This is a genomic window from Ruegeria sp. C6 (genome assembly GCF_056537625.1).
This window is the reverse complement of sequence record NZ_JBQFRW010000002.1, coordinates 472551-496504: the sequence shown is the minus strand read 5'-3', so window position 1 is coordinate 496504 and position 23954 is coordinate 472551. Positions and strand designations below refer to the sequence as shown.

Here is a 23954-nt window from a genome sequence, read left to right as displayed (position 1 = left end):
TCGGCGAATATCCTTGTGATCTGTAGCCAGCTTCTTTGACATTCGCCTATCCCATAAACTGGACCCCAGATTAATCCAAGATCTGTGTTCGGGCTTCATAACATTCGGCCCTATTCACCCCAGTATTCTGATATGGCCGTACCTGCGCCGCTGCAAGTAATCGTAGTGAAATTTCTACGCCAGAAAAAGTAAAGGCTCTATCCGTAGAAAGACAATCGAATATGTTGACAGTGTCGCAGTTTATCATCCTTGCCTGAAGCGACCGCCACTACTTTGATTGCCAAGTTATTGTCCGTTGTACTCAATGCAATGGCCGGTTGGGAAACCGTCCGCCAAACAACTTGGCACTACGGTGTTAGCAGATGACGCCTAGTGTTATTGATTGCGATCGTCCGAAACTTGGACACATACTGGCGCTTCTGACTTGCCCAGACATTTTAATCTTGGTCAACAGACTTCAGCACATCCTGTGGCATCGCCTTAGAGGGATCGATGTCATGTTTCTTGCATAGCTTGGCGACCTGGCTGTTGGGATGCGGCAAAGGAAACCCACCGTCCATATTGTATTTCTTGCGCATGCTTGAGCCGCCAATGTGATGAACCCCCAACGCGTTTTCATCGAGCGATATGCGGGAAAACCGCGGCCGGAAATAATTCAAGCGCATGGCCGTAGGTTCTTGGGAATAGAATGACTCGGGTGGCAGGGCGTGTTTAACTTCACCGTTTTTGCCCAAAAAATAAGAGATAGCCTGAGGCCCGAACGTATAAAATGGCAGCTGCGACAGGTTTTCCAACGGTACCGAGAAAGAGCCGTCTTCATTGGACTTGCCGATGGAAACATCAATATTTTTTTTCCACGGCCAGTCATTGGGGATCACGATCTCAGACCCGTTCATAAAGTCATGCATACCCTGCAATGTTGGAGAACTGTGCGGCAGCCGGAGAGCCGCATTGTTATAATAGCGTTTCTCTTTTGCGAAAATATACGGAATGTCGGGGATCGGCTGCATACACAACATATCGCAATCCATCCAGATTTCGTCGGATTCCCGAAGCATGTTGATCCTGAAAAAATCCGACAACGGGGCATAAGCGCTGTTTCGCTTTTCGTTTCGCCATATTTTCAGGTGGTCAGGTAAGAAAATACGTGCATCCGCATTTTCAACGCCCGGTGGCGTATTCGTGATTTCATTCAAAGAGTACAACTTGACCTTATGGCCGTGATCCACAAAGCTTTTGAGGCAGAGTTGCTCGAAAAAAGTCAGACTGGATCCATGCCAAAACGATGAAATTACTGGAGAAATTTCCATGCTGGATCAATGCCCGTTATATTTTTCGCTTGCTCCGCATTAGCATGGCTCCGGTATTCGATCCACTGGTTTAATGATCCCGATACAAGCGCAATTGTGATGGTGACCCAACCGTCCAATATGAACTGTCTGTAGCGCAGGTCCGTTAGTCAGAATTCTCGCACCTTTGTGTTTCGCGAAAAAGAACGAGCGGTAACGATCAAACTTTAGGGGCTCGCAATAAGCGGTAATTGTTTGGTTACCTCAACTTTGGTCCAGTTTTCTCAGTCCTCCCCGACAAAGGTCGCAAGATCACCCAAACTGTCTTAAATCGGATCGTCCAATAAGACCTCAGGATGCTCTTGCTTAAGGCGGAAAATTCACCGATCAAGGTTGCCACAAATCCAGACTTACTGGGCAATAGAGGAAGCCGGTGACTCTAAAGACGTGCAATCAGCGAATTTGGCTCTTCCCAAACACAGGACTCCTTTGAAGATGGCCACCTGGGGTGTCGTTACCATGGTCAAAGAGCCGCCAGAGCTGGTGGCTATATTTGCTTCCTATTATGCGTCACTCGGCGCGCAAGAGATCTTTATCTTTCTGGATGGTGATGATCCGAAAGCGCGGCAACTTCTGGCTCAGATACCGAACTGTCGCGTTGAAGTGATGGATGACACGTTTTTTCGAAGAAACTGGGACTGTGCTTATCCAGAAAACAGTTTCAGACGCCAAAGACTGATAGCGACAAAAGCCTATCGAGAAGCAACGGTCGATTGGATGCTTTTCCTCGATGCAGACGAGTATCTGCAAGCCGATGATTTTGCGCAAGAGCTTGCTGACCTGCCCTCGGATGTTGATACGATTTCAATTCCTAATGGCGAGCGTGTGTTTTCAACCGAGGACACCACACCCGGACTTTTTGGTGGTCTTATGCTGAAGCCTAAGCACACCCGCGGCTATGTCGCCCGAAGCTTATTCGGAGAAGAACGACTCAAGTACAGCGACAGAGGATTTTGTGCGCATCGTTTCGGAAAAAGCGCCACCCGAACGGGGAAAAACATCAAGTTAGGTGTTCATGCGCCACAGCGGTGGAGAGGCAACATCAAGCGACATGTTTCTCAACAATCGGTCATTTGTCACTTTGACGGACTGACCGAAATCCACTGGATGCTCAAATTGCTGAGATATCATGAAATGGGCACATATGAATCACCCAAGGGCAGCAACGATTTCCGCTATGAACAGGTCCAATTCCTGAAAAATTCATCTTCTATGAATGCTGTTCAAGAGCTTCATGACATTATCCGAAAATACGACAAGGACACAGAAGAAAGATTGAGGGGTCATGGTCTTCTCGATGATGTGCAGGTCCGCCCTTTCCGGGGTTTGGATACTTATTATCCTGAACACGAGTTTGACTTGTCGGTTGAGTGGTTCAACGAGGTTCTGAAGACGAATATGTCGGACCTCTATGCGAGATTACCGACATGATGTTTGATGCAAATAGTCTGACCTTATGCAAAACATGCTCTACCGACCGCTCATCCTTGGAATGGAGCAAGAATGACCGAAACGAACCCTGATGTTGCGATCCAGTACCGTGGATTGAAGATACCTTCATCGCCATTTCTGGACGAAACGATCATGAATCTGATCGAGCAGGACAATTATGAAAGCTGGGAAATGGATGGCGCTTTGAGCGTCGTTCAACCTGAGGATCGTATTCTGGAAATGGGCGCCGGGCTGGGTATCGTGAGTGGTGTTGTCGCGCTCGAGAACAAACCAGAGGCTATTCTCAGTTTTGAAGCCAATCCAAATCTAATTCCACACATCCGTCGTTTACATGCCCTAAATGGGCTTTCAGACCGGATCGAAGTCCGGAATGCGATACTAAGCGCCAATCCAAAGGATCCCGACTCTATTCCGTTTCATATTGACGCTTCATATCTAGGGTCTTCAGTTTTTGATAATGAAGGTGAATCAACAACATCAGTGCGCGTAGCTAAAGCGGACTTCGAAGCGGTGAAACGAGAGTTCGCTCCGACGGTTCTTGTGATGGATATTGAGGGGGCGGAACTGGATTTCTTGAGGAATGCGGACCTGTCGGGCATTCGAGCCATTGTTATTGAATTCCATCGCCTCATTTATGGGCACAAAGGTGTCCGGGCCTGTAAAAGGATTCTTTCGAACGCGGGTTTTCTACGGCTGGACGATTTGTCCTGGAGGGTTGTTTGGACCTGCACACGAGATCTTGGCTGAACCGCGTCATTGAGACGAGCATTTTCGAACTATGCGAATTGGCCAAGGCAGTTGAGCGCCCTGAAATGAAACGTTTAGCCGACTTGTGACCTGAATTTGCCCATAGCAATTTATTCGTTGCAACTATGTGCATCTGCGGACGGGAACTTGTGACAGAACCTCAAAAAACTGTTTCTGCCTTCAATCTCGGATCGCGGGGCTGATGAAACGACCACGGTGTCGGCGCTGTATGTCCCCGTCTTATTGTGTCGTTCTCCGGTCATAGCATCTGGAAACGCCACCATATTGCGACACCAGCAACACCCCGAGATAATCGAAATACTCAAGGGGAGGTCGCAACCACCAAACTGTGTGCAACAAATTTGTTGACGAGACCTGATCTCATCAATAATCGGTAACCAACTGTTGGGGTGCCCCTCGGGGCTGAGATGCTGACTTGCAAACCCATTGAACCTGACCCGGTTAGGACCGGCGGAGGAAACAGGCATACCGGGCGCCCCGTGTCACAACTCGTGTCACAACGCAGGCTACGGGTCTTTCCACGCACATCCTGACCATGACAATGACGGATGTGCCATGGTTGCGACAGCATTGACGATTGCCGGTTCCGACAGCGGGGGCGGCGCGGGAATTCAGGCAGATCTTAAATCCTTCGGCGCAATGGGCGTGTTCGGTTGCAGCGTGGTGACCGCGATAACCGCGCAGAATACCTGTGACGTGACCGCAGTACATCCGGTACCCGACAATGTGGTCGCGGCTCAGATCAAGGCGGTCCTAGACGACATCCGCATAGACGCCATCAAGATCGGAATGCTGGGCACGCCATCATTGGTTGAAACAGTGGCCCATGCAACGGAAGGTTTTTCCGGACCTGTCGTCCTCGACCCCGTCATGGTGGCGAAATCCGGGGTCGCCCTGCTTGAAGATCAAGCGATTGCCGCGCTGAAGCAGTATCTTCTGCCGCGCGCTGACCTGCTGACACCAAACCTGCCCGAGGCGGACAAGCTGCTGGGACAAACCCATAAGGGCGACAGTGCCGGACTGGTTGCGCCGTTGCTGGCGCTAGGTCCTAAGGCAGTTCTGATCAAGGGCGGCCATGCCGATGGCATTGATTGCCTTGATGTGCTGGCAAAGTCAGGGTTCGTTGTCACGCTGGGGGCACCGCGGATCGCGACCCGCAACACGCATGGTACTGGCTGCAGTTATTCCGCAGCAATTGCGGGCTGCCTTGCGCGCGGCATGGATCTTGAGACTGCGGTGCGGCGGGCGCATGGCTGGCTGCACGCTGCAATAAAACGTGCCGACGGGTTGGAGATTGGACAAGGCCATGGCCCGGTACATCATTTTCACGAGATGTGGGCATGAGCGCTGTCACCATTCTGGGTGCCGGGGTTGCCGGGCTTTGCGTTGCAGCCGAGCTGGTGTCACGCGGTGTTTCCGTACGGATGATCGACCCGGCAGGTCCCGTGAATACGCATTCCTGCAGCTGGTGGGCCGGGGGCATGTTGGCACCGGAATGCGAGGGCGCAGTCACCGAACAGCCCGTTGTGGAACACGGGCGCAAAGCAGCGGATTGGTGGCAAAAGCAGGGGGCGCAGTTCGGTCTGGATGTGACCCGGAACGGTACCTTGGTTGTCGCTCTGGGCCGGGATCAGAGCGAGCTGACGACGTTTGCACGGCGCGCCGAAGGCGTGGAATGGCTGGACCGCGAGGGCATCGCGCTCCACGAGCCGCATCTGGCCGAGCAATTCGGCAAGGTGTTGTTCATCGCGAATGAAGCGCATCTCAATCCCCGCCCGATGTTGACCGGGTTGCATGCACACCTGGTGGCTTCGGGCGTTGAGTTTCTGACTGCAGGCGAAACGCTGGGCCAGGTCATCGACTGCCGTGGTCTCGCCGCGCAGGATCGGCTGAGCGATTTGCGCGGGGTAAAGGGTGAGATGCTCATCGTGCGCTGCCCGGACGTGTCGCTATCGCGTCCCGTGCGGCTGCTGCATCCTCGTTTCCCGCTCTACATCGTACCGCGCGGCGATGGCGTATTCATGTTGGGCGCAACCCAGATCGAAAGTGGGCAGCGCAGCCGCGCAAGCCTGCGATCCGTGATGGAACTAATGAATGCGGCCTACGCGTTGCATCCAGCCTTTGGTGAAGCCGAGCTGCTGGAAATCGGAGTCGATGCCCGCCCGGCCTTTGCGGACAATCAGCCACGCATCCGCCATTTCGACGATCGCATCATGGTGAACGGGCTGTACCGCCATGGCTATCTGCTTGCTCCGGCGTTGGCAGGGATGGTGGCAGATCTGGTGACCTGCGGCACGCAGCCCGCGCTTTGGTACGAGAACTGCCAAAACACGAAAATCGCACACAAAACACCGGGGAGAACCACATGAAACTGATGGTGAATGGTGAGGCCGTCGAGGCCAAAGGCCCCAGCCTTGCCGATCTTCTGGTCGAACTAGGCAAAGGCAATGACAAACTGGCCACGGCGGTGAACGAGGTGTTCGTTCCGGCATCAACACGTGCGGCGCAAGTGCTTTCCGATGGGGACCGGATCGAGCTGGTTTCGCCGCGGCAGGGGGGCTGACATGCCGGAATTCTACGGCAAGGAAATAGCGTCGCGCCTGATGTTGGGCACCGCGCAGTATCCGTCGCCCGCAGTGCTCGCCGATGCGTTTCGACGTTCGGGCGCAGGCATTGCCACGGTGTCGCTGCGTCGCGAGGCGGGTGGTGAAAGGGCCGGGCAGGATTTCTGGTCTCTGATCCGTGATTTGGGTGTCGCGGTGTTGCCCAATACCGCCGGGTGCCACTCGGTACGCGAAGCGGTCACCACGGCGCAGATGGCGCGCGAACTGTTTGAGACCAACTGGATCAAGCTTGAAGTGATCGGCCATGCCGACACGCTGCAACCCGACCCGTTCGGCCTTGCAGAGGCGGCGCGCATTCTCGCCGACGAAGGGTTCGACGTCTTCCCCTATTGCACTGAAGACTTGGTGCTGTGTGAGAAACTGATCGAGGCTGGCTGTCGTGTGTTGATGCCTTGGGGGGCGCCGATCGGCACCGGACTGGGGCTGAACAACCTTTACGGCCTGCGCTCGGTACGGGCTCATTTTCCCGAGATGCCTCTTGTGGTTGATGCAGGGCTGGGCCTGCCATCACAGGCGGCACATGCCATCGAAATCGGCTATGACGCGGTGTTACTGAACACGGCGGTCGCTAAGGCAGGTGATCCGGCGGCGATGGCCGAAGCGTTTGCCCGCGCGGTCGAAGCGGGGGCCTTGGCCTTCGGTGCCGATGCGATGGAACCACGCGACATGGCCTCGCCTTCTACCCCTGTTTTCGGAAAGGCCATGCTGTGACGCTGCCTTCGTTCTACCCGATATTCGATGACATCTCATGGCTGCGCCGAATGCTGCCATTCGGGGTGCGGTTGGTGCAACTGCGCATCAAAGAACAGCCCCTGGATGTGGTGCGCGCGCAATTGGCGGAGGCGCGGGATTTGTGCCGCGACCACGGCGCGGCTCTGGTGGTCAATGACTATTGGCAACTGGCGATTGAGCTTGGCTGCGACTGGTTGCATCTGGGGCAGGAAGATCTGGACACAGCTGACCTTGACGCGATCCGAGCTGCTGGATTGAAACTTGGAGTCTCAACCCATGACGAAGCAGAGCTTAAGCGTGCGCTGGCTTTGCGGCCTGACTATGTGGCACTCGGGCCCGTTCATCCGACCATTCTTAAAAAGATGAAATGGCACCAGCAGGGTGTCGAAAAGCTGACCGACTGGAAGGCGCGGATCGGACCTGTTCCGCTTGTGGCGATAGGTGGCATGTCGGTCGAGCGCGCGCCGGGTGCGTTCGCTGCCGGGGCCGACATCGTGTCCGCCGTGACCGACATCACCTTAAAGGACGACCCAGAAGCCCGTGTACGCGAATGGCTAAGGATCTGCCCATGAGCCGCTATGCACGCCAGATTGCTGTACTTGGCTTTGGCGCGTCGGGGCAGGAAAACCTGCGCACCGCGCATGTACTGGTGATTGGCGCAGGAGGGCTTGCCGCACCAGTGCTGCAATATCTGGTCGGGGCCGGTGTGGGACGTATCCGTTTGGTTGATGCTGACAAGATCAGCCTGTCGAACCTGCACCGCCAAACGCTGTTCCGTGAACGCGACATAGGGCAATCCAAAGTGCAGGTGGCAGCACGTGAAATGATGGCGCTGAATGATGAGGTGCGGATCGAACCGGTCGAAACCCGCTTTGATCCGGCCAATGCCCCGCAACTTTGTCAGGGCGTTGATCTGGTGCTAGATTGCGCCGACAGTTTTGCCGCCAGCTATGTGGCCTCGGATGTTTGCCTTGCTGCCGATCTGCCGCTGATTAGCGCCAGCGTTGTAGGCTCGGAGGGCTATGTCGGGGGCTTCTGCCACAAGGCTCCGGGTCTGCGCGCGCTGTTCCCGGATCTGCCTGCAAGGCTGAGTTCCTGCGACGCTGATGGCGTGCTTGGCCCGACGGTGGGTGTGATCGGCAGTCTGCAAGCGCAGATCGCGGTTGCGGTGCTGAGCGGGGACCTTACGCCAATGGGGCGTCTGGTGACCTATGACGCCACCAGCATGCGCTTTGGCGGTTTTCGCTTTGACGGCGCACCGGATCCCGCACCAGAGCCGGACTTCATAGCGCAAGAGATGCTTCGGGCCGACGATCTGGTAATCGACCTACGCGCCGCAGATGAAACTGGCCCGGAGCTGGCTGGTGCTCAGCGCCTCAGTGTCGATGAAATCGATCCGCGTGACCCCCTTTTGCAAAACAACAGACGCCTCATCCTTGCCTGCCGTTCCGGTCTTCGGGCCTGGCAGGCGGCGATGCGGATTTCCACGAAAAACGGGCCCGAAATCAAACTTCTGGCCCTAGGCGACAACAACTAAAACGAGGAAACCGAATTGAAACATTTTCTGACCGTAGCGGCGATGCTGATGGCTACACCGGCGCTGGCACAAGACAAGATGACTCTGCTGCTGGATTGGTTCGTAAACCCTGATCACGGTCCGATCATCGTGGCGCAGCAAAAGGGTTATTTCGCAGACCAGAATCTTGAGGTCGAGATTGTGCCGCCTGCTGATCCCTCGGCCCCACCGAAACTGGTGGCCGCTGGGCAGGGTGACATCGCCGTGAGCTACCAACCAAACCAGCACCTGCAGGTAGCCGAAGGTCTGCCGCTGATGCGCGTAGGTACACTTGTGGCAACGCCACTCAGCTGTCTTCTGACACTAAAGGACGGCCCGATCCAAGAGATCAGCCAGCTAAAGGGCGGCAAGATCGGGTTCTCGGTCGCTGGCGTGGAAGAGGCAGTGCTGGGCGCCATACTGGGCAAGCACGGCGTCGCGCTGGACGAGATCGAGATGATCAACGTCAACTTCTCGCTCAGCCCCTCGGTCATGTCGGGGCAGGTCGATGCGGTGATCGGTGCCTATCGCAATTTTGAGCTGAATCAGATGGAAATCGAAGGCGTCGAAGGCCGATGCTTCTATGTCGAAGAAGAAGGGGTGCCAACATACGACGAGTTGATCTATGTCGCCAACCCCGAGCTGATGGACAAGGACAAGGTGCGCCGCTTCCTGCGCGCCACCGAGCTGGCCACGCAATACATCGTCAACAACCCGGATGAAAGCTGGGAGATTTTCAAAAGCTACGCGGAAGAGCTGGACGACGAGCTGAATGCAAAGGCTTGGGTCGACACCCTACCCCGCTTTGCCTTGCGTCCTGAGGCGCTGGACGAAGGCCGCTACATCCGCTTCGAGGAATTTCTGGCCAAAAGCGGCTTGGTCGAGGGCACCCGCCCGGTATCGAAAATCGCGGTCGATCTGGGGGCACAATGAACTACGGCACCTCATTTGAGGCATGGCGAGCGGCGGCCGGGGAAACCTGGCCTGCCTATACCCGCCATGCGTTCGTGCGGGGCATGGGTGATGGAACCCTCCCGCGCGCGGCGTTTTTGCACTATCTCAAACAGGACTACGTTTTTTTGATCCATTTCGCCCGCGCTTGGGCGCTGGTGGTGACCAAGGCCGAGTCCGTCGCGGATATGCGCCTCGCCGCGGGGACAGTGAATGCACTGATCAATGACGAGCTTGCCCTGCATATCGGCATCTGCGCCGAGGCTGGGATTTCCGAGGAAGAACTTTTTGCAACGCAAGAGCGTCAGGCTAATCTTGCCTATACACGCTATGTACTGGATGCCGGGCATTCCGGGGATATGCTTGATCTTCTGGCCACACTGGCCCCCTGCGTCATGGGCTATGGTGAGATCGGGGCAGAGCTTTCGGCGACAAAGACCTCGGAAACCTATGCCGATTGGATCAACACTTATGGCGGGGAAGATTACCAACAGGTCTGCTGCGATGTTGGCGCGCTGATCGATGGCGTGGTAGCGCGGCGCATCGGGGATGACCCGCAAAACTGCCCACGTTGGGCAAATCTTTGCGACCGCTTCCACAAGGCGACCGAGCTTGAGGTCGGCTTTTGGGGCATGGCATCGCAGCCATGAGCCCGGCCCCCGCCCTATATCTGCGCGGATCACTGTCGATTGGCGACACATCCATCGCGCGCGGCATTGATCTGCGACTTGATGCAGGGCGGTGGACCTGTCTTCTGGGGGCCAGTGGTGTGGGCAAATCCACAGTGCTCAAGCTGCTGGCCGGACTGGGAGACCATGTTTCTTTGGACGGTGAAATCTGGGCCTCGGACTGTGGCGCGCTGGCCGGGCGGGTGGCCCTAATGGCGCAGAGTGATTTGTTGCTGCCTTGGCTATCAGCGCTCGACAATGTGGCAATAGGGGCACGATTGCGCGGCGAGACGCTTGACCGGGATCGAGCCGAGCACGTGCTGGAGCAAGTTGGGCTAGGCGCGCATCTAGACAAGAAACCGGGAGAGCTCTCCGGTGGGCAGAGACAGCGCGTGGCCTTGGCCCGAACCCTGATGGAAGACCGCCCCATTGTGCTGCTGGACGAACCTTTTTCCGCCCTTGATGCCCTGACTCGGGTGCATATGCAGGACCTCACCGCACAGCTGCTGAAGGGACGTACGGTGCTGCTTATCACCCATGACCCGGCCGAAGTGGCGCGGCTGGGGCAGAACATCATGATCATGACGCGCGACGGGCTGCACCCGGTCGAAACTCCAATGGGCAGCATCCCGCGCCCTGTTGATGATCCGGGCGTGCTGGGCATCCAGGCCGCGCTGCTTCAACAACTCAGGACGAACAGATGAGCGCAAGCGAAACTCTCAGGGCGCTGAACCAGGACGACTGGACAGCGGCCACGACACATGACTTTACCAATGCGCTGGCAACCGGAATGCTCGATCACGACAAAATGGCTGGCTATTTACAGCAGGATTACCTTTTCGTGGAAGGCTTTGTGCGGCTGCTGGCCTCAGCAGTGGCGCATGCACCCAACCTCGCCGATGCTGTGCCGGGCGCACAGTTTCTAGGTCAGATCTGCGGGCCGGAGAACACCTATTTTTTGCGTGCATTCAACGCGCTGGATGTGCCGCAGGCAAGCGAAGCCGCACCCGAAACACTGGCGTTTCAAGCCCTGATGGACGAGGCTCGTGCATCAGGGCGTTATGAGCGGATGCTGGCGGTCTTGGTCGTCGCGGAATGGGTCTATCTGGATTGGGCTAGCCCGGTCGAAGCCCGCGCCGAAGATCTGCCGTTCTGGCTGGGGGAATGGATCACTCTGCACTCAGGCGACGGGTTCGAAAGTGTGGTCGCCTACCTACGTGGGCAATTGGACGCGATCTGGTCGACCCTTTCGGACCAGGCACAGGCCGAGGTCGCTGCAACCTTCGGCAAGGCCGTCGCCCTTGAGCGTGCCTTTTTCGATGCCGCATGGGCAGGCTTCCCGGTAGCCCGATGACAGGTTGGCGTGCGGGTATCGCCGCCACCGCAATGGCACTAGCGCTTTGGCAACTGGTGGTTTGGGCCACCGGCTTGCCGCGTTTTATCTTGCCCCCGCCAGCGCTGGTTTCCGAAACCATTTGGAACAGCCGCAACCTTCTGCTGGAGCATGGGCTGGTCACCGCGACCGAAGTGCTGATCGGGCTGGCCCTTGGCGCAGTGCTGGGCGGGCTGTCGGCCATCGGCCTTGCCGCCTCACCGCTAGCACGCGCGCTGGTGCGACCAATTTTGGTGTTTTCCCAGACCATCCCCGTCTTTGCCCTCGCACCGATTCTGACCCTGTGGCTTGGCTTCGGGCTCGAGGCCAAAATCGCCATGGCGCTGCTGATCATTTATTTCCCGGTTACTTCGTCTTTCTTTGATGCACTGATGCGCAGTAATCGCGACTGGCTGGATCTGGCTCGGGTCATGGGGGCGTCACCTGCCCGAGTAATGTGGCACATCCGTATTCCATCTGCTCTGCCCGGATTTGCCAGCGGCCTGCGTCTGGCTGCTGTCTATGCTCCCATCGGTGCCGTCATCGGTGAATGGGTCGGAGCGTCGCGTGGGCTGGGATATCTGATGTTGCTGGCCAATGGCCGTGCCAAAACCGACCTGATGTTCGCCGCGCTAATCGTGTTGGCGGGACTTACCATCATCCTGCACGCAACAGTCAATGCCCTGTGCAATCGGTACCTGGATCAGCGTGATCAGATATGAACAAAGTACTGAACATCAATATACGCGAACGCGGAGATCAACTTTAATCGTGCCACCAGCTGTGATGAAAGAGCTCAATGCTAGAGTACATTGATTTCCAGAGCGCTATGTTAAACAAAGCTAATTGGTCGAGCGGCGAACACAGAGTGTGCCGCAGTCACTTGTCCAAGAGTCCTACCTTAAGGATCAACTTGAATTAAACCGAACCAGAACGCGTAGCGTCATGGTCTGAAGGTGGTTTATCTTTGCCAGTGGCCACTACTTCCGCTGGTCAGGCCTCCGCATCCAGAGAAGTCGAATGGTTTCCGTAATTTTTGCAACGCGGATCACATAGTGAACGCCCCACACACCAAAAGCCTGTTTGGTTGACAGATCCTGATTCCTCAGAAGATTTTTCAACGTCTTGAAGGAAGGGATCAATTTCTGCACAGGCGGGATGTAATTAACGATGCCGCGCTTGGCATTGCGGCGCAGCCTAGCCCCCTCAATACGACGGGCTTTGGTGATGTGATCCTCAAGACTGTCGCGCGCCGGATGACGGACGATGGCGTCTTCGGCAAACACAATCGCTTCGCCCGCAGATTGAGCACGATCATTCCATTCCATGTCCCCGCCGGACAACACCGTGTCGTTGAACCGACCGATGCGATCCATAAGCTCCCGCCGTACGATCAGATTGGCCGTAACCGCACGCCCCCGTTCCACCCATTTTTTTTGCTCTAACCCCAAATGAACATCATATAGTTCGGTCGTCTTCCAATCCTGCCCGTTCGGGATCAGCACAACATTGCCGCCAAAGCGATTAACCTCGGGGTGGTCTTCGGCTATTTTCAACCCGGCCTCTAGATAGAGCGGGTCAGGCTGACAATCGGAGTCGGTGAAAAACAGCAGCTCCGAGGCGGCTTCTTCGATTCCTCGGTTGCGCGCTGCGTATGAGCCGGGTTTTGCCTCACTTAGAATGCGGGCGTTGGCGGGCAGGCGAAACCCGTTGGGCATGGGGTCGGTCGGGTCATTGTTGACTGCAAGTATCTCGAACTGGTTTGTGTTCAGTGTCTGAGAGGCGAGCCCATCCAGACAAAGCTGCAATTGGTCCCAGCTTTGATAGGTCGGGATGATCACTGACGCGCTCAGGGGCGAACGCGCCGGTGTAATGTCAGGCCGTTGGATCACGTCGGGATCATTCGGCATTGACGGCGTTCGAGTACTGATGGTCATACAGGGTTTTGAATGGCCCCGGTTTCTTCAGCAACTGTTGGGCGCTGCCCTGCTCAAGAACTTCACCAGCCTCAATCACCACGATCTTGTCCGCATGCATGATGGTTGAAAGCCTGTGAGCCACGATGATTGTCGTACGCCCTTCGGTCAGGCGGCCCAATGCCTCCTGAACCAGATGTTCCGACCGCGAGTCCAGCGCACTTGTCGGTTCGTCCAGCAGCAGGATCGGGCTGTCGCGCAAAAGCGCGCGCGCAATCGCAAGGCGCTGTTTTTGACCACCGGACAGGAAGGCACCATTTTCACCAACCAGAGTGTCAAAGCCCTTCTCAAGCGACATGATGAAGTCATAGGCATTCGCGGCCTTGGCAGCCTCTATCACGTCGTCTTGCGAGGCACCCTCACGGCCAAATCGGATGTTGTCGGCGATTGAGGCCGAAAACAGAAACGTCTCTTGCCCGACGAACGACATGTTCTGGCGCAGTGATTTGAACGAGGCGTATTTGATATCCTGACCATCGATCGATACCGAACCACTGGTCGGGTCATAAAGGCGCAGGGCCAAATTCAAAATGGTCGACTTGCCGCCGCCGGACAGACCAACCAGAGCGGTGGTCTTGCCAGCTTCGAACGTCAACGAAAGCCCTTTCAGGATCGGATCGCGACGACGGTAGCCGAAAGTGACGTCGTCGAACACCACCTCTCGCGGACCATCAGGCAGGCTTTTTGGATTGGCCTCTTCCGGCAGAGTTTCAGGCTCGTCCAACATATTGAACAACATCTGCACCCGGCGCAGACCCAGTTCCATCTTCACCCGCACCTTCGTCAGACGCTTCGCGGGCTCATAGGCCATCATCACAGCGGTCACGAACGACATCAGTTCACCCGGAGTAGACGCTGCAGCGCCAAACAGCTTACCAGCGCTCAACCCGATGACCGAGGCAATTGCAAACCCGGCCAGAATATCGGTCAGCGGGCTTGTCGCTGCCTGCAAACGCGCAAGCTTATTGCGCCGCTTCTCGACGCTTTTCACGGCCGAGTTCATCTTATTGGCCATGCGCTCTTCCAACCCGAAAGTCTTAACCACGCGAATGCCAGACGAGGTTTCCTGAATGACTTTCATGATCGCGCCCATCGATTGCAGTTCCATATCTGCAATCTCGCGAATCTTTCTGAGCAGTAACCTGATCCCTAAAACCGCCAACGGGCCGACGATCAGGGTAAAAAGGGATAATATGGGTTGCTGATAGAACATAACAGCCAGCAGACCGATCAGGGTCAGCATATCGCGAACTGCCGTGGTCACCATTATCTCGATCACCGTGCGCGCTGCCTGGGCCGTTTGTGTCACCTTCAACAACAAATCCGAGCTTTCTGTCAGGTTGAAGAATGAAACACCCTGCCGCAAAAGCTTATCGTAAAGCTTGATCTGTTGTTTCGAGACAATCCGGTTCCCGGCACGCGTAAGGGCCACAATCTGGACGTAGGTTGCAATGCCTTTGACCAGGAAAATCGTGAACACGGTCATCGAAACGCCAAAAATCTTAGCTGAGTTTTCACTGTCAAACAGCGAATCCACCACATCACGCATGATAAAGGCGATACCTGCTGTGGTTGCCGCAACAAATACCATCGCGATGATCGCGATGGTATAAGGGACCACTTGCTCGCGCATATTCTCGGAGAGCAGTCGCCACAGGACGGAATCACTCAATATGGCCGCAAATTTTGATTTGATCTTTTGCAATGCACATGTCCACTGTGATCAGGATCGAGCTATGTCACATCTGACGCGCTCATAAACAGTTTCCGCTAGATAGTCGCCTGTTGCCAGTTGAGCAAGCCCGCGTCCTATTCTGCCGCTTCAATGCGAATTGTTCGAACCGAAGGGTCTGCACGCGAATAAGCGGCCAAAACCCTGCCCGACCATTTCTGTGCAATGTAATCCGCCATAAAACGCGTTGGCGCAATCAGAGTCGCCAGGCCCCCTGCCCTTTCGGCTTCGTTCAGATGCTTGAACCAACTGGACCAAAGTTCTGGGTCACGCTCATGTAGGATCGATTGAACCTGTGCCCAAACGTCTTCACCCTGTGGCGGCGGGATCGATGGCTTTGACTGAAATGGTACAACATTGGTATCGCGCTCTGGCTTCTGCTGCATTCGTTCCTGGAAATCCGTTCCGATCACGGGCCAGGCTTCCATTGTGTCAAGCATGATCTGCTTGAGGTCGAGTTCATAAACCGCAACCCGACCCCGAGCGGCGGGTCGTTTGACCGCAATCCAGCCTGCGCTGCGCAGCTTAGCCATCTCACGTTTAACCGTGCGTTCGTTCACGGACCACAACCGAGCGATCTCTTCCCGGCCAATCGACAGTTCATTGGAGCGCCAGTTATAGCGCGTGGTAATTAATGTCATGATGCGTAGAACACTGCGATGACGATGCTTGTCACCTGATAAGGCGTGAACGGCGAGCGCCGACAAGATATCGTACTTCAGTGCAGGCGCATTTCGCCCGACCGGTTTCGCAACCTGCATCCGTTCCCTCACCGCTCTTTTTTGCCTCATGCGGGTTGATCCCGCCGTAATCGCGCCGTTTCCCAACGCTTTTCGTGATTGTTCACTGATTAGCGTCCAATACTTCGATTCTGTCAAGAGTTCGTTGAGATCACGCTATTTGATAGGTGCTATTCGCTATCAAAAAATAAAAGAAATAGGTGAATCTATGGTGATGGGGGACATACTGGGTGTCCCCTTATGGAGCAATAATGTCCCCCTATATACCGTATTTGCTTGAGTTGTGTCCCCCTAAATCCGGTAGGATATCCGAAGTCAGGACGATTGCAGAGAGCAGCAGCGTCCCGAATCGGTCAGCACTAGATACGGCCATATTTTCTTACCCGTGGGTAACATCACAACCTTACAATAATTTCTTTTGCCAAATATGCAAATCAGGCGTAAATAACAAAAGAGAGAAAAATAACGTCCAGAAGAATGAGAACTGAGGCATGTACACGCACGAAGACCTGAATGCATTGCGCACCCAGTCCCTGAAATTGCAGGGCTGGATTCGCCAGCAGACTTTCAGCCCTGAGATGGAGAAGACGCTAAGGCGGTTCTCAAGCTGGGAGGTGTCCGAGCTGATCTTTAAGGTGAACCAATCGACTTTCCGAGGAAAGCTGGCTGCCGATCCTTCATTGCCGGGAGGCGAGGTCGAGCCTGATGGGCGGCAGCGTTGGTTTAGTCTGGAAGAGGTAAATGAGCTCAGGCGGCGGCTTAAGGTTAATCGCAAAGCGCTCACTCCCCCACGCCCTGCGGGCAAGCGGGCGGTTCGGGCCGCTGTTGCCAATTTCAAAGGGGGGGCTGGCAAGTCGACCGTGGCGTTGCATCTTGCGCATGCCGCTGCTCTGGACGGCTACCGAGTATTAGTGGTGGATTTTGACCCTCAGGCGACGCTCAGCCATTCGATGGGTCTGACCGATGTCGCTGAAGATTTCACCGTCTGGGGTATCATGGCGCGGGATCTGATCCGTGAAACCGAGCGCATGAATAACCGCCCTGCGGCTGCGGAGTCAGGAACCGCCCTGCCCCGCCGAGAATTACCACCTTCTATAACGGATATGGGCCTCGGCGAACTGCGCATTTCTGATTTTATCAAGCAGACCTCATGGTCAACGATTGATGCGATCCCTTCTTGCGCCAACGCTGCTTTCGTCGAATTCGCATCAGCACAATATCGGCACCTGAATCCTGAGTGGTCATTTTTCGCAGCTGTGTCCCGCTATCTGGATCAGGTACCGAATGATGCTTATGACCTGATCCTGTTCGATTGCCCGCCTGCGATAGGATACCAATCGATGAATGCGGTGTTCGCCGCAGACATGTTGTATATCCCGTCGGGGCCTGGATACTGGGAATACGATTCAACCACCTCATTCATTGGCCAGTTGGCCGAGGCCCTCGAAGATCTGGCCTATGGTTTCGACAAGACCTTACCCACGGGTAAGATTGGTTTACCCAAGACATTCTGCGAAATTCGGTTTTTGCTTACACGCTATGAACCGGGGAATGCACTGCACACAGCGATGTATGACGCATTCCGCAAAGTCTTTGGTCAGCACCTCGCCGAGCACCCGGTCGAGATGACGCGTGCGGTCGAGCAATCTGGTCGGTTCCTGAGTTCAGTTTATGAGATGGATTACCGTGAAATGACGAGGGAAACCTGGCGTCGCGCGCGTTCGACATTTGATAATGTTTATGATGAATTCCGGGGCGTCATGCTATCGGCCTGGGACAAGCTGGAGGATGACGTATGAGCCGAAAACGCAGAATGTTCGATATCGATATGCCAGCGATGGAAGAAATCCCGGTTGGCAAGGTTCCGGATAAAGCGCTTGAGAAAAGGCGCGGACCGATGGCCACTGCAATCTCCGAGAACGCTAATGCGTTACGCGACCAGCAAACTACCGAAGATGCAATCAGAGTCGAAAATGACAGGTTAGCGCACGAGCTTGTACGACTACGTTCAGAAGGGTATGTTACTGAACAGATCGCATTGGCGGATGTTGTTACCGAGCGCCTGACGCGCGACCGCAAGCCTGGCCCTGATCCTGAGTTGGATGAGTTGAAGGCTTCTATTCAGGATGTGGGTCTTTCGAACCCGATCCGGGTCGAGCGTCGCAACGATGGACGCTTTGAGTTAATTCAAGGAATGCGCAGATTATCGGCATTTCGCGCATTACTTGAGGAAACTGGCGACGCGCGATTTGCGACGATTCCGGCCGGTGTTTCTGACGTTGCAGAGCTGGATGATAGCTATCGTCGCATGGTCGATGAAAACCTGATCCGAAAGGATATCTCGTTTGCGGAAATGGGCGCGCTTGCGCGTGCCTATGCGGAAGACCCCGCCAATGATTGTCCGGATGTCGACAAAGCGGTTTCAACCTTGTTCAAATCTGCAAGCTATACCAAGCGCAGCTATATTCGGGCGTTTGCGAGTTTGCTGGCCATGTTGGAAAAGGTTCTTATGCACCCAAACGATATTCCACGGAATGTGGGTGTTGAGCTCAAACGAAAGCTCGACTCTGATCCCGGATTGATCCGACAAGTAAGTACGGCTTTGGTGAGTGAACCAAATCGCGACAGCGTGCGCGAAGTGGCCATTCTTCGCGATTTTCTCACAATCGAAAATGCGACCGCCGCCAAGCCAAAGGCTGAAGCCGTTGGTAAACCACGCCGCGCGAAGACAACGTTTCAGGTAAGGGGCAGGGCAGGGATTGCAAAATGTTCTGCATCCAGCGGAAGGATCGAACTTCGCTATGATCTCGATTTTACTCGTGTCGATAGGGCGAAATTAGAACGTGCTGTGGCCACTTTGATCGAGGATCTGCGAGAAGAAGACGATCTTACCCACGGGTAAGACGGGCTTAGCGAGATAGATCCGAAGCGCGGCGCTGGTTAATCTCAGCGACGTTTTTTTGCACAAACAGTCCATTCGTATAATACGGTACCTTGGGAGACCATCTAAACGCTTAGCTTTTACCGCCCGGCCTCAAATTCTTGTTTTGTAGTTCGGGCAGGTACGTTCCGAGCAGAGTTGACGAGTACAAGTTCGGGCCATCAGTAGAAGGTTTCTTAACGTATTGATATGGAACTAGGGCAGATAATCTACAATTTATGTAGTTAGTCGCGGCTGAACAGATACACAGTTTTCGCGGCAGGGCAGGGACGACGCGATCGCTTCTATCTTCGAGCGCCCCGGCACTACATTTCATCGGGAAGACCAACATAGCGTACCGAAACATATTCGAGGCGCGTGAGCATATAACGGATTGGCCGTGAGCACCTATCAATGATGGATATGATCGTGCTGTGGCTTGCCAAAGAAAAGGCGGCGATGGGTTGAATGATTGACCGAGTAGAAGATCATTTGGGCGTAGTGTGCAAAATACTTTAATAAGTATTATTAAGAGCTGTATCGGTCTGTCTACTTTAATGCGAAGGGCACCCATCTTGCCGGCTTGGGGGGCTGCTGAATCGTGACTTAAGGACAGGCTTTGTCAAAGCTTGCAAAAAAATAACGACTCTTCTTGGTATTGAAACGCCCGAAGCAACTAGGAAGATGTTCGGTAACCTGATCCGATACTACAAATACCGGATTAATCGCGCGAGAAGCGCCTATAAGATTATTTACTGGCCTGATAGATAATCAGTATACGGGCAGCGTTATCTGAAACAAAACCTTCTCGCTTACTTTTGTTGCTTCAAGGCTACATATGGTGTTCGCCTACAGCGCGCTCTCATCCCTGGATGACGTTCTGACGTTGCGTGCCCAGCCCCTGAATACCAAGCTCCATTTTGTCGCCGGGATTCAAGTAGGTCTGCGGGTTCTGTCCCATACCAACACCCGGGGGTGTGCCTGTAGAAATCACGTCACCGGGTTGCAAAGACATAAATTGCGACAGATGCGAGATGACCGTCGCTACGCCAAAATGCATCGTTTTGGTTGATCCGTCCTGATATCGGTGCCCGTTTACCTCAAGATACATCGGAAGGTTTTGCGGGTCGGGGACTTCGTCTCGTGTTACCAGCCAGGGGCCAATTGGGCCGAACGTGTCCGCAGACTTTCCTTTGACCCATTGGCCAGAGCGATGAAGCTGAAAGTCACGTTCTGACAAATCGTTCACTACGCAGTAGCCGGCGACGTGGTCTATGGCTTCCGCCTCAGAGACATATTTGGCCTCTTTGCCGATAACGACGCCCAGCTCAACTTCCCAATCGGTTTTGACCGATCCGCGCGGGATTTCTACGGTATCGCCGGGGCCGGCGATGGCCGAGGTGGCTTTGAAGAAGATCACGGGCTCAGCAGGCAATTCCATGCCGCTTTCTGCTGCGTGATCGGCATAATTCAGGCCAATGCATATGAACTTTCCAACATTGCCAACGCAAGGACCGATGCGCGGGTTGCCGTCTACCAATGGCAGGCTGGCCAAATCTAGTGCGCGGAGCTTTTCAAGAACGACATCGCCAAGAGTATCGCCCGAGATATCATCCACCACACCGGAAAGGTCGCGAACCGAGCCGTCTGAGGCCAAAATGCCGGGTTTCTCAGCGCCCTTCGGGCCATAGCGTAGTAGTTTCATTGTCAGGTCCTTCCTGCTCAGATCGTCCAGCCGCCATCTATGGCAAAGGGCTGGCCCGAAGTGTATTTGCTGGCATCACTGGCCAAATACAGAGCCAGTTCAGCGATCTCTTCCGCTGTGCCAATACGGCCCATCGGTTGACGGGCGATGAAATCAGTCATTGCCTGCTCATAATCCCCGGTGGTGCGAAGCCGGTCATGCAGGCTGGGGCTGTCCACCGTACCTGGACAAATCGCGTTGCACCGAATGCCCTGGGTCACAAAATCGGCTGCCACAGACTTGGTCAGGCCAATCACCGCTGCTTTTGACGCGCAATACGCAAATCGGTTGGGCACGCCTTTCATGGACGATGCGACCGACGACATATTGATGATCGATCCTCCGCCTGCTTTCAGCATTCCGGGTAGAGTCAGTTGGATCAGTCTGAACATGGCCTTTACGTTGAGGTCAAAGCTGAAATCCCAATCCTTTTCAGTGCATTCAAGAATTGATCCCCCCGCTACATAACCTGCGCAGTTAAACAGAATGTCCAGTTGCGGCAGATTGACCGCTGCATCTGTAACGGCCTTATCGTCCATTACGTCCAGTTGCAGCGGTTCGATACCCGGAATACCGCCCAATTCGGCAAGCGCAGCATCGTTGATGTCGCTGGCTATCACCCGTGCGCCTTCGGCAGCGAACAATTCGGCGGTTGCACGGCCAATGCCTTGGCCAGCTGCTGTGATGAGAGCGGTCTTATCTGCAAGCCGGTTGGATGGGTTGATTGTCGACATAAACAACCTCACAATTTCTCGGGTAGAAGCTCGGATGGGATGTCCTGATAACAAACCGGCCGCAGGAAACGGCGGATCGACAGTGTTCCCACGGATGTAGCGCCAAAGTTGGTTGAGGCGGGGTAGGGGCCTCCGTGAACCATGCTGTCGCAAACTTCGACCCCGGTCGGAAAGCTGTTGGCCAACAATCGCCCAGCCTTTCGTTCAAGCAGCGGTAGCAGTGCCTGAGCGTCCGCTTTGTCACCTGCGTCCAGATGCAGTGTGCAGGTCAGTTGCCCTTCGATGGTCCGGGCAATCCGTTGCATCTGAGCGCGGTCTTTCACACGCACGATGATGCCTAATGGGCCGAAAACCTCTTCTTGCAGCTTCCGATTGGCCAGCCAGTCATCACCAGAAACAGTGAACAGGTAAGGGGCCGCATCGCGTGACTTGCAGCTTTTGCCCATAATCTTCGATACACCGGTACCAGCAGCTACACGCGAAACTCCGTTTCGGTATGCCTCCGCAATTCCATCGGTCAGCATTGTCTGCTCGGCCACCGAAGACAGGCCAGCCTCTGCCGCTACTTGAAACGCGTCAGCATCCGGACCTTCGATGATCACGGCGATACCGGGATTGGTGCAGAACTGTCCAGCGCCCATGGTTAGGGACGCGGCCCAGCCATTGCCGATTTCAGCACCGCGCGCGGCCGCCGCTTGCGGCAGTATGAACATCGGATTGACTGAACCCAGTTCGCCAAAAAACGGAATGGGTTCATCGCGTTGCGCGCATAAATCGAACAGCGCCCGTCCACCTCCGAGGCTGCCCGTAAAGCCAACCGCCCGGATCAAGGGATGTTGCACCAATCGCGTGCCCACATCCCGTTTGCCACCCTGTACCAATGAAAACACTCCGGGATGAATTCCCGTCGCTTTGATGGCGGTGTCGATGGCCTGCGCCACGATCTCGCCCGTGCCGGGATGGGCCGAATGGCCTTTGACGACGACGGGACATCCCGCGGCCAGTGCCGCCGCTGTATCGCCCCCTGCGACTGAGAAGGCCAATGGGAAGTTCGAAGCGCCGAACACCGCAACGGGACCCAGCGGGCGCTGTATCATGCGCAGGTCGGGGCGGGGCAGGGGTGTACGATCCGGCATGGCCGGGTCATGGCGCATGTCCAGATAATCGCCCGCTTCAATTTGATCGGCGAAGAGACGCAGCTGGCCGACGGTACGGCCACGTTCCCCCTGCAGGCGTGCCTCGGGCAAGCCGGTTTCCTGAGTGCCGATTTCGGTGATGGCATCCCCGCGGGCATCAATCTCATCTGCGATCTTGCGCAATAGCGCGGCGCGTTCGGTACGAGAGGACCACCCGAAAGTGGCAAATGCCGACTCTGCTGCCTCCACTGCGTTATCAATCATCGCCGCTGTTCCCACAGAAAAGTCATGGCTTGGTCCATGCGCTGGTTCCGACGCAAAAGTAGTGTCTGCGCCGAGCCATTCGCCAGCAATTAGGTGTTTTCCGGTCAACATATTCGTTCTCTCTTACAGCAGGCCGCGATGGGCGAGGTTTCGCATCAGGTGTGATGCCCCAAAGGTCCATTCGGGGCATTCCGTCGACAGGCGCACGGTGTTTGTCAGCGCTCCAAGGCGCGTATTGGAGATAGTGACGACATCGCCAATTTTGTGAGTGAACCCACCGCCAGGTGTGTCACGGTCTTGGGTCGGGGCGAACAGGGTGCCAAGGAAAAGCATCAGCCCATCAGGATATTGGTGATGGCGCCCGATAGTCTGCTTCACAAGGTCTGCAGGATCGCGACTGATCTGGGACATAGATGAGCTTCCGTTCAGCACAAATCCATCCGATCCGGTCACGGTCAGCGCAAGTTCAGCCTGGCGTACATCGTCCAGTGTGAACCCATCATCGAACAACCGGATCATCGGTCCGATCGCGCAAGAGGCATTGTTGTCCTTTGCTTTGCTCAGCAATAAAGCCGAACGACCTTCAACGTCACGCAGGTTGACGTCGTTCCCCAGCGTAGCGCCCTTAATCTCGCCCTTAGAAGTAACGGCCAGAACGACTTCGGGCTCGGGGTTGTTCCAGGTCGAAATCGGGTGAAGACCGATTTCTGAACCAAACCCGACCGAAGACAAAACTTGTGCTTTGGAGAACACCTCGGCATCGGGGCCGATCCCGACTTCCAGATACTGGCTCCAGAGGCCTTCAGCGATCAGTGCTTCTTTGACCTCTGCGGCCGCGTCCGATCCAGGTACGATGTTCGAGAGGCTGTCTCCGATCCGGTCTCCGATGCGCGCCCGGATCGCGTCGGCTTTGGCAGGATCACCGGCGGCTTGTTCCTCGATTACGCGTTCGACCATGGACCCGGCAAATGTGACACCACAGGCCTTGACCGCCTGCAGGTCACACGGGGCCAGCCATTGGTGGTCGGCGTCCAAATGGCCGATATCTTCACCTTGAGCGTTGCGCACATGATCTGCTTCATCGTCGCGTTCCAGAATGTCCCTGACAGTTGGTGCCGTTTTTGACGTGATATCGATAATCCGCCCATTGCGCAGGGTCACCACGCTGGGGCCGATTCCGCCGCGCTCAATACGGCCGAGCCACAGCCCGTTCGAATCCAATGTACCTATGGTCATT

Annotated in this window: 23 protein-coding genes and 1 riboswitch; of the genes, 15 read left to right on the top strand and 8 right to left on the bottom strand. The window is 55.4% G+C overall.

All coding sequences use genetic code 11. The features are described 5' to 3' along the window. Window positions 1-437 precede the first annotated feature (437 nt). Window positions 438-1310, bottom strand: a complete 873-nt coding sequence (locus ACR0MJ_RS09845; RefSeq protein ID WP_223118540.1) for a glycosyltransferase family 32 protein — start codon at window positions 1308-1310, stop codon at window positions 438-440. A gap of 474 nt (window positions 1311-1784) precedes the next feature. Here ACR0MJ_RS09845 and ACR0MJ_RS09840 point away from each other — a divergent pair, with 474 nt between their 5' ends. From ACR0MJ_RS09840 to ACR0MJ_RS09780, 13 genes are all read left to right on the top strand, one after another. Beyond that, window positions 1785-2780 (top strand): glycosyltransferase family 2 protein, encoded by a 996-nt coding sequence (locus tag ACR0MJ_RS09840; protein WP_480760842.1) that lies wholly within the window; start codon window positions 1785-1787, stop codon window positions 2778-2780. Between the two features lie 72 nt (window positions 2781-2852). Continuing rightward, on the top strand, window positions 2853-3548 hold the full coding sequence (locus tag ACR0MJ_RS09835; protein WP_170509380.1) for an FkbM family methyltransferase: 696 nt from the start codon (window positions 2853-2855) through the stop codon (window positions 3546-3548). Window positions 3549-3944: 396 nt separating this feature from the next. Continuing rightward, window positions 3945-4045: riboswitch (TPP riboswitch) on the top strand. Between the two features lie 79 nt (window positions 4046-4124). Continuing rightward, entirely contained in the window at window positions 4125-4913 is a 789-nt protein-coding gene (thiD, locus tag ACR0MJ_RS09830; protein ID WP_480760841.1) for a bifunctional hydroxymethylpyrimidine kinase/phosphomethylpyrimidine kinase, read from the top strand. After that, a complete protein-coding gene (locus ACR0MJ_RS09825) occupies window positions 4910-5938 on the top strand; it encodes an FAD-dependent oxidoreductase (RefSeq protein ID WP_170407491.1) in 1029 nt (342 codons plus the stop codon). The genes thiD and ACR0MJ_RS09825 overlap by 4 nt, the downstream gene beginning before the upstream one ends. Beyond that, entirely contained in the window at window positions 5935-6132 is a 198-nt protein-coding gene (gene thiS / locus ACR0MJ_RS09820; RefSeq protein WP_170407488.1) for a sulfur carrier protein ThiS, read from the top strand. The genes ACR0MJ_RS09825 and thiS overlap by 4 nt, the downstream gene beginning before the upstream one ends. A gap of 1 nt (window position 6133) precedes the next feature. Continuing rightward, the gene (locus ACR0MJ_RS09815) at window positions 6134-6904 is read left to right on the top strand and encodes a thiazole synthase (protein ID WP_480760840.1); all 771 of its coding nucleotides are present in this window, start codon (window positions 6134-6136) and stop codon (window positions 6902-6904) included. After that, window positions 6901-7497: a thiamine phosphate synthase gene (locus ACR0MJ_RS09810; protein ID WP_480760839.1), complete on the top strand. Its 597-nt coding sequence runs from the start codon at window positions 6901-6903 to the stop codon at window positions 7495-7497. Before ACR0MJ_RS09815 ends, ACR0MJ_RS09810 begins: the two co-directional genes overlap by 4 nt. Next, window positions 7494-8462 carry a ThiF family adenylyltransferase gene (locus tag ACR0MJ_RS09805; protein WP_480760838.1) on the top strand — a complete coding sequence of 323 codons (969 nt, stop codon included), beginning with the start codon at window positions 7494-7496 and terminating at the stop codon, window positions 8460-8462. Before ACR0MJ_RS09810 ends, ACR0MJ_RS09805 begins: the two co-directional genes overlap by 4 nt. A 42-nt stretch (window positions 8463-8504) precedes the next feature. Further along, window positions 8505-9413: an ABC transporter substrate-binding protein gene (locus ACR0MJ_RS09800; RefSeq protein WP_480761040.1), complete on the top strand. Its 909-nt coding sequence runs from the start codon at window positions 8505-8507 to the stop codon at window positions 9411-9413. Beyond that, the gene (gene tenA, locus ACR0MJ_RS09795; protein ID WP_170611836.1) at window positions 9410-10081 is read left to right on the top strand and encodes a thiaminase II; all 672 of its coding nucleotides are present in this window, start codon (window positions 9410-9412) and stop codon (window positions 10079-10081) included. Before ACR0MJ_RS09800 ends, tenA begins: the two co-directional genes overlap by 4 nt. Then, the gene (locus ACR0MJ_RS09790; RefSeq protein WP_170407469.1) at window positions 10078-10803 is read left to right on the top strand and encodes an ABC transporter ATP-binding protein; all 726 of its coding nucleotides are present in this window, start codon (window positions 10078-10080) and stop codon (window positions 10801-10803) included. Before tenA ends, ACR0MJ_RS09790 begins: the two co-directional genes overlap by 4 nt. Further along, window positions 10800-11453 carry a TenA family protein gene (locus ACR0MJ_RS09785; protein WP_170625595.1) on the top strand — a complete coding sequence of 218 codons (654 nt, stop codon included), beginning with the start codon at window positions 10800-10802 and terminating at the stop codon, window positions 11451-11453. The genes ACR0MJ_RS09790 and ACR0MJ_RS09785 overlap by 4 nt, the downstream gene beginning before the upstream one ends. Continuing rightward, window positions 11450-12193, top strand: coding sequence for an ABC transporter permease (locus tag ACR0MJ_RS09780; RefSeq protein WP_480760837.1), 744 nt, complete (start codon window positions 11450-11452; stop codon window positions 12191-12193). Before ACR0MJ_RS09785 ends, ACR0MJ_RS09780 begins: the two co-directional genes overlap by 4 nt. Before the next feature lie 258 nt (window positions 12194-12451). Here the strand turns inward: ACR0MJ_RS09780 and ACR0MJ_RS09775 are convergent, their stop codons facing one another. The 3 genes from ACR0MJ_RS09775 to ACR0MJ_RS09765 all read right to left on the bottom strand — a co-directional run bounded on the left by ACR0MJ_RS09775 (window position 12452) and on the right by ACR0MJ_RS09765 (window position 15970). Beyond that, complete coding sequence (locus ACR0MJ_RS09775) at window positions 12452-13381, bottom strand: glycosyltransferase family 2 protein (protein ID WP_480760836.1); 930 nt, start codon at window positions 13379-13381, stop codon at window positions 12452-12454. Next, entirely contained in the window at window positions 13371-15119 is a 1749-nt protein-coding gene (locus ACR0MJ_RS09770; protein ID WP_480760835.1) for an ABC transporter ATP-binding protein, read from the bottom strand. Before ACR0MJ_RS09770 ends, ACR0MJ_RS09775 begins: the two co-directional genes overlap by 11 nt. A 137-nt stretch (window positions 15120-15256) precedes the next feature. Continuing rightward, window positions 15257-15970, bottom strand: coding sequence for a DnaA N-terminal domain-containing protein (locus tag ACR0MJ_RS09765; protein ID WP_480760834.1), 714 nt, complete (start codon window positions 15968-15970; stop codon window positions 15257-15259). 440 nt (window positions 15971-16410) lie between these two features. Between ACR0MJ_RS09765 and ACR0MJ_RS09760 the strand changes: the two genes are divergently transcribed. Together ACR0MJ_RS09760 and ACR0MJ_RS09755 are read left to right on the top strand one after the other, a co-directional pair. Then, a complete protein-coding gene (locus tag ACR0MJ_RS09760; RefSeq protein ID WP_170736004.1) occupies window positions 16411-17718 on the top strand; it encodes an AAA family ATPase in 1308 nt (435 codons plus the stop codon). Further along, window positions 17715-18821, top strand: a complete 1107-nt coding sequence (locus tag ACR0MJ_RS09755; protein WP_170596324.1) for a ParB N-terminal domain-containing protein — start codon at window positions 17715-17717, stop codon at window positions 18819-18821. Before ACR0MJ_RS09760 ends, ACR0MJ_RS09755 begins: the two co-directional genes overlap by 4 nt. Window positions 18822-19701: 880 nt before the next feature. Here the strand turns inward: ACR0MJ_RS09755 and ACR0MJ_RS09750 are convergent. Genes ACR0MJ_RS09750 through ACR0MJ_RS09735 form a run of 4 tightly spaced genes read right to left on the bottom strand, consistent with a single transcriptional unit; the run spans window position 19702 to window position 23953 of the window. Next, window positions 19702-20544 (bottom strand): fumarylacetoacetate hydrolase family protein, encoded by an 843-nt coding sequence (locus ACR0MJ_RS09750; protein WP_480760833.1) that lies wholly within the window; start codon window positions 20542-20544, stop codon window positions 19702-19704. A gap of 17 nt (window positions 20545-20561) precedes the next feature. Continuing rightward, complete coding sequence (locus ACR0MJ_RS09745; protein ID WP_223118551.1) at window positions 20562-21317, bottom strand: SDR family oxidoreductase; 756 nt, start codon at window positions 21315-21317, stop codon at window positions 20562-20564. Window positions 21318-21325: 8 nt separating this feature from the next. Further along, the gene (locus ACR0MJ_RS09740) at window positions 21326-22828 is read right to left on the bottom strand and encodes an aldehyde dehydrogenase (NADP(+)) (RefSeq protein WP_170407440.1); all 1503 of its coding nucleotides are present in this window, start codon (window positions 22826-22828) and stop codon (window positions 21326-21328) included. Window positions 22829-22840: 12 nt separating this feature from the next. Further along, on the bottom strand, window positions 22841-23953 hold the full coding sequence (locus ACR0MJ_RS09735; RefSeq protein WP_170407437.1) for a fumarylacetoacetate hydrolase family protein: 1113 nt from the start codon (window positions 23951-23953) through the stop codon (window positions 22841-22843). Between the last annotated feature and the right edge of the window lies 1 nt (window position 23954).

Bases quoted from the DNA above. Each gene is read 5' to 3' on its own strand.
- ACR0MJ_RS09790 (WP_170407469.1), top strand. From the start codon at position 10,078: ATGAGCCCGGCCCCCGCCCTATATCTGCGCGGATCACTGTCGATTGGC.
- ACR0MJ_RS09745 (WP_223118551.1), bottom strand. From the start codon at position 21,317: ATGTCGACAATCAACCCATCCAACCGGCTTGCAGATAAGACCGCTCTC.
- ACR0MJ_RS09750 (WP_480760833.1), bottom strand. From the start codon at position 20,544: ATGAAACTACTACGCTATGGCCCGAAGGGCGCTGAGAAACCCGGCATT.
- ACR0MJ_RS09835 (WP_170509380.1), top strand. From the start codon at position 2,853: ATGACCGAAACGAACCCTGATGTTGCGATCCAGTACCGTGGATTGAAG.
- ACR0MJ_RS09785 (WP_170625595.1), top strand. From the start codon at position 10,800: ATGAGCGCAAGCGAAACTCTCAGGGCGCTGAACCAGGACGACTGGACA.
- ACR0MJ_RS09815 (WP_480760840.1), top strand. From the start codon at position 6,134: ATGCCGGAATTCTACGGCAAGGAAATAGCGTCGCGCCTGATGTTGGGC.
- thiS (WP_170407488.1), top strand. From the start codon at position 5,935: ATGAAACTGATGGTGAATGGTGAGGCCGTCGAGGCCAAAGGCCCCAGC.
- ACR0MJ_RS09755 (WP_170596324.1), top strand. From the start codon at position 17,715: ATGAGCCGAAAACGCAGAATGTTCGATATCGATATGCCAGCGATGGAA.
- ACR0MJ_RS09765 (WP_480760834.1), bottom strand. From the start codon at position 15,970: ATGAGGCAAAAAAGAGCGGTGAGGGAACGGATGCAGGTTGCGAAACCG.
- ACR0MJ_RS09845 (WP_223118540.1), bottom strand. From the start codon at position 1,310: ATGGAAATTTCTCCAGTAATTTCATCGTTTTGGCATGGATCCAGTCTG.
- ACR0MJ_RS09740 (WP_170407440.1), bottom strand. From the start codon at position 22,828: ATGTTGACCGGAAAACACCTAATTGCTGGCGAATGGCTCGGCGCAGAC.
- ACR0MJ_RS09735 (WP_170407437.1), bottom strand. From the start codon at position 23,953: ATGACCATAGGTACATTGGATTCGAACGGGCTGTGGCTCGGCCGTATT.
- ACR0MJ_RS09825 (WP_170407491.1), top strand. From the start codon at position 4,910: ATGAGCGCTGTCACCATTCTGGGTGCCGGGGTTGCCGGGCTTTGCGTT.
- ACR0MJ_RS09775 (WP_480760836.1), bottom strand. From the start codon at position 13,381: ATGCCGAATGATCCCGACGTGATCCAACGGCCTGACATTACACCGGCG.
- ACR0MJ_RS09840 (WP_480760842.1), top strand. From the start codon at position 1,785: ATGGCCACCTGGGGTGTCGTTACCATGGTCAAAGAGCCGCCAGAGCTG.
- ACR0MJ_RS09805 (WP_480760838.1), top strand. From the start codon at position 7,494: ATGAGCCGCTATGCACGCCAGATTGCTGTACTTGGCTTTGGCGCGTCG.
- ACR0MJ_RS09760 (WP_170736004.1), top strand. From the start codon at position 16,411: ATGTACACGCACGAAGACCTGAATGCATTGCGCACCCAGTCCCTGAAA.
- tenA (WP_170611836.1), top strand. From the start codon at position 9,410: ATGAACTACGGCACCTCATTTGAGGCATGGCGAGCGGCGGCCGGGGAA.
- ACR0MJ_RS09780 (WP_480760837.1), top strand. From the start codon at position 11,450: ATGACAGGTTGGCGTGCGGGTATCGCCGCCACCGCAATGGCACTAGCG.
- thiD (WP_480760841.1), top strand. From the start codon at position 4,125: ATGGTTGCGACAGCATTGACGATTGCCGGTTCCGACAGCGGGGGCGGC.
- ACR0MJ_RS09800 (WP_480761040.1), top strand. From the start codon at position 8,505: ATGCTGATGGCTACACCGGCGCTGGCACAAGACAAGATGACTCTGCTG.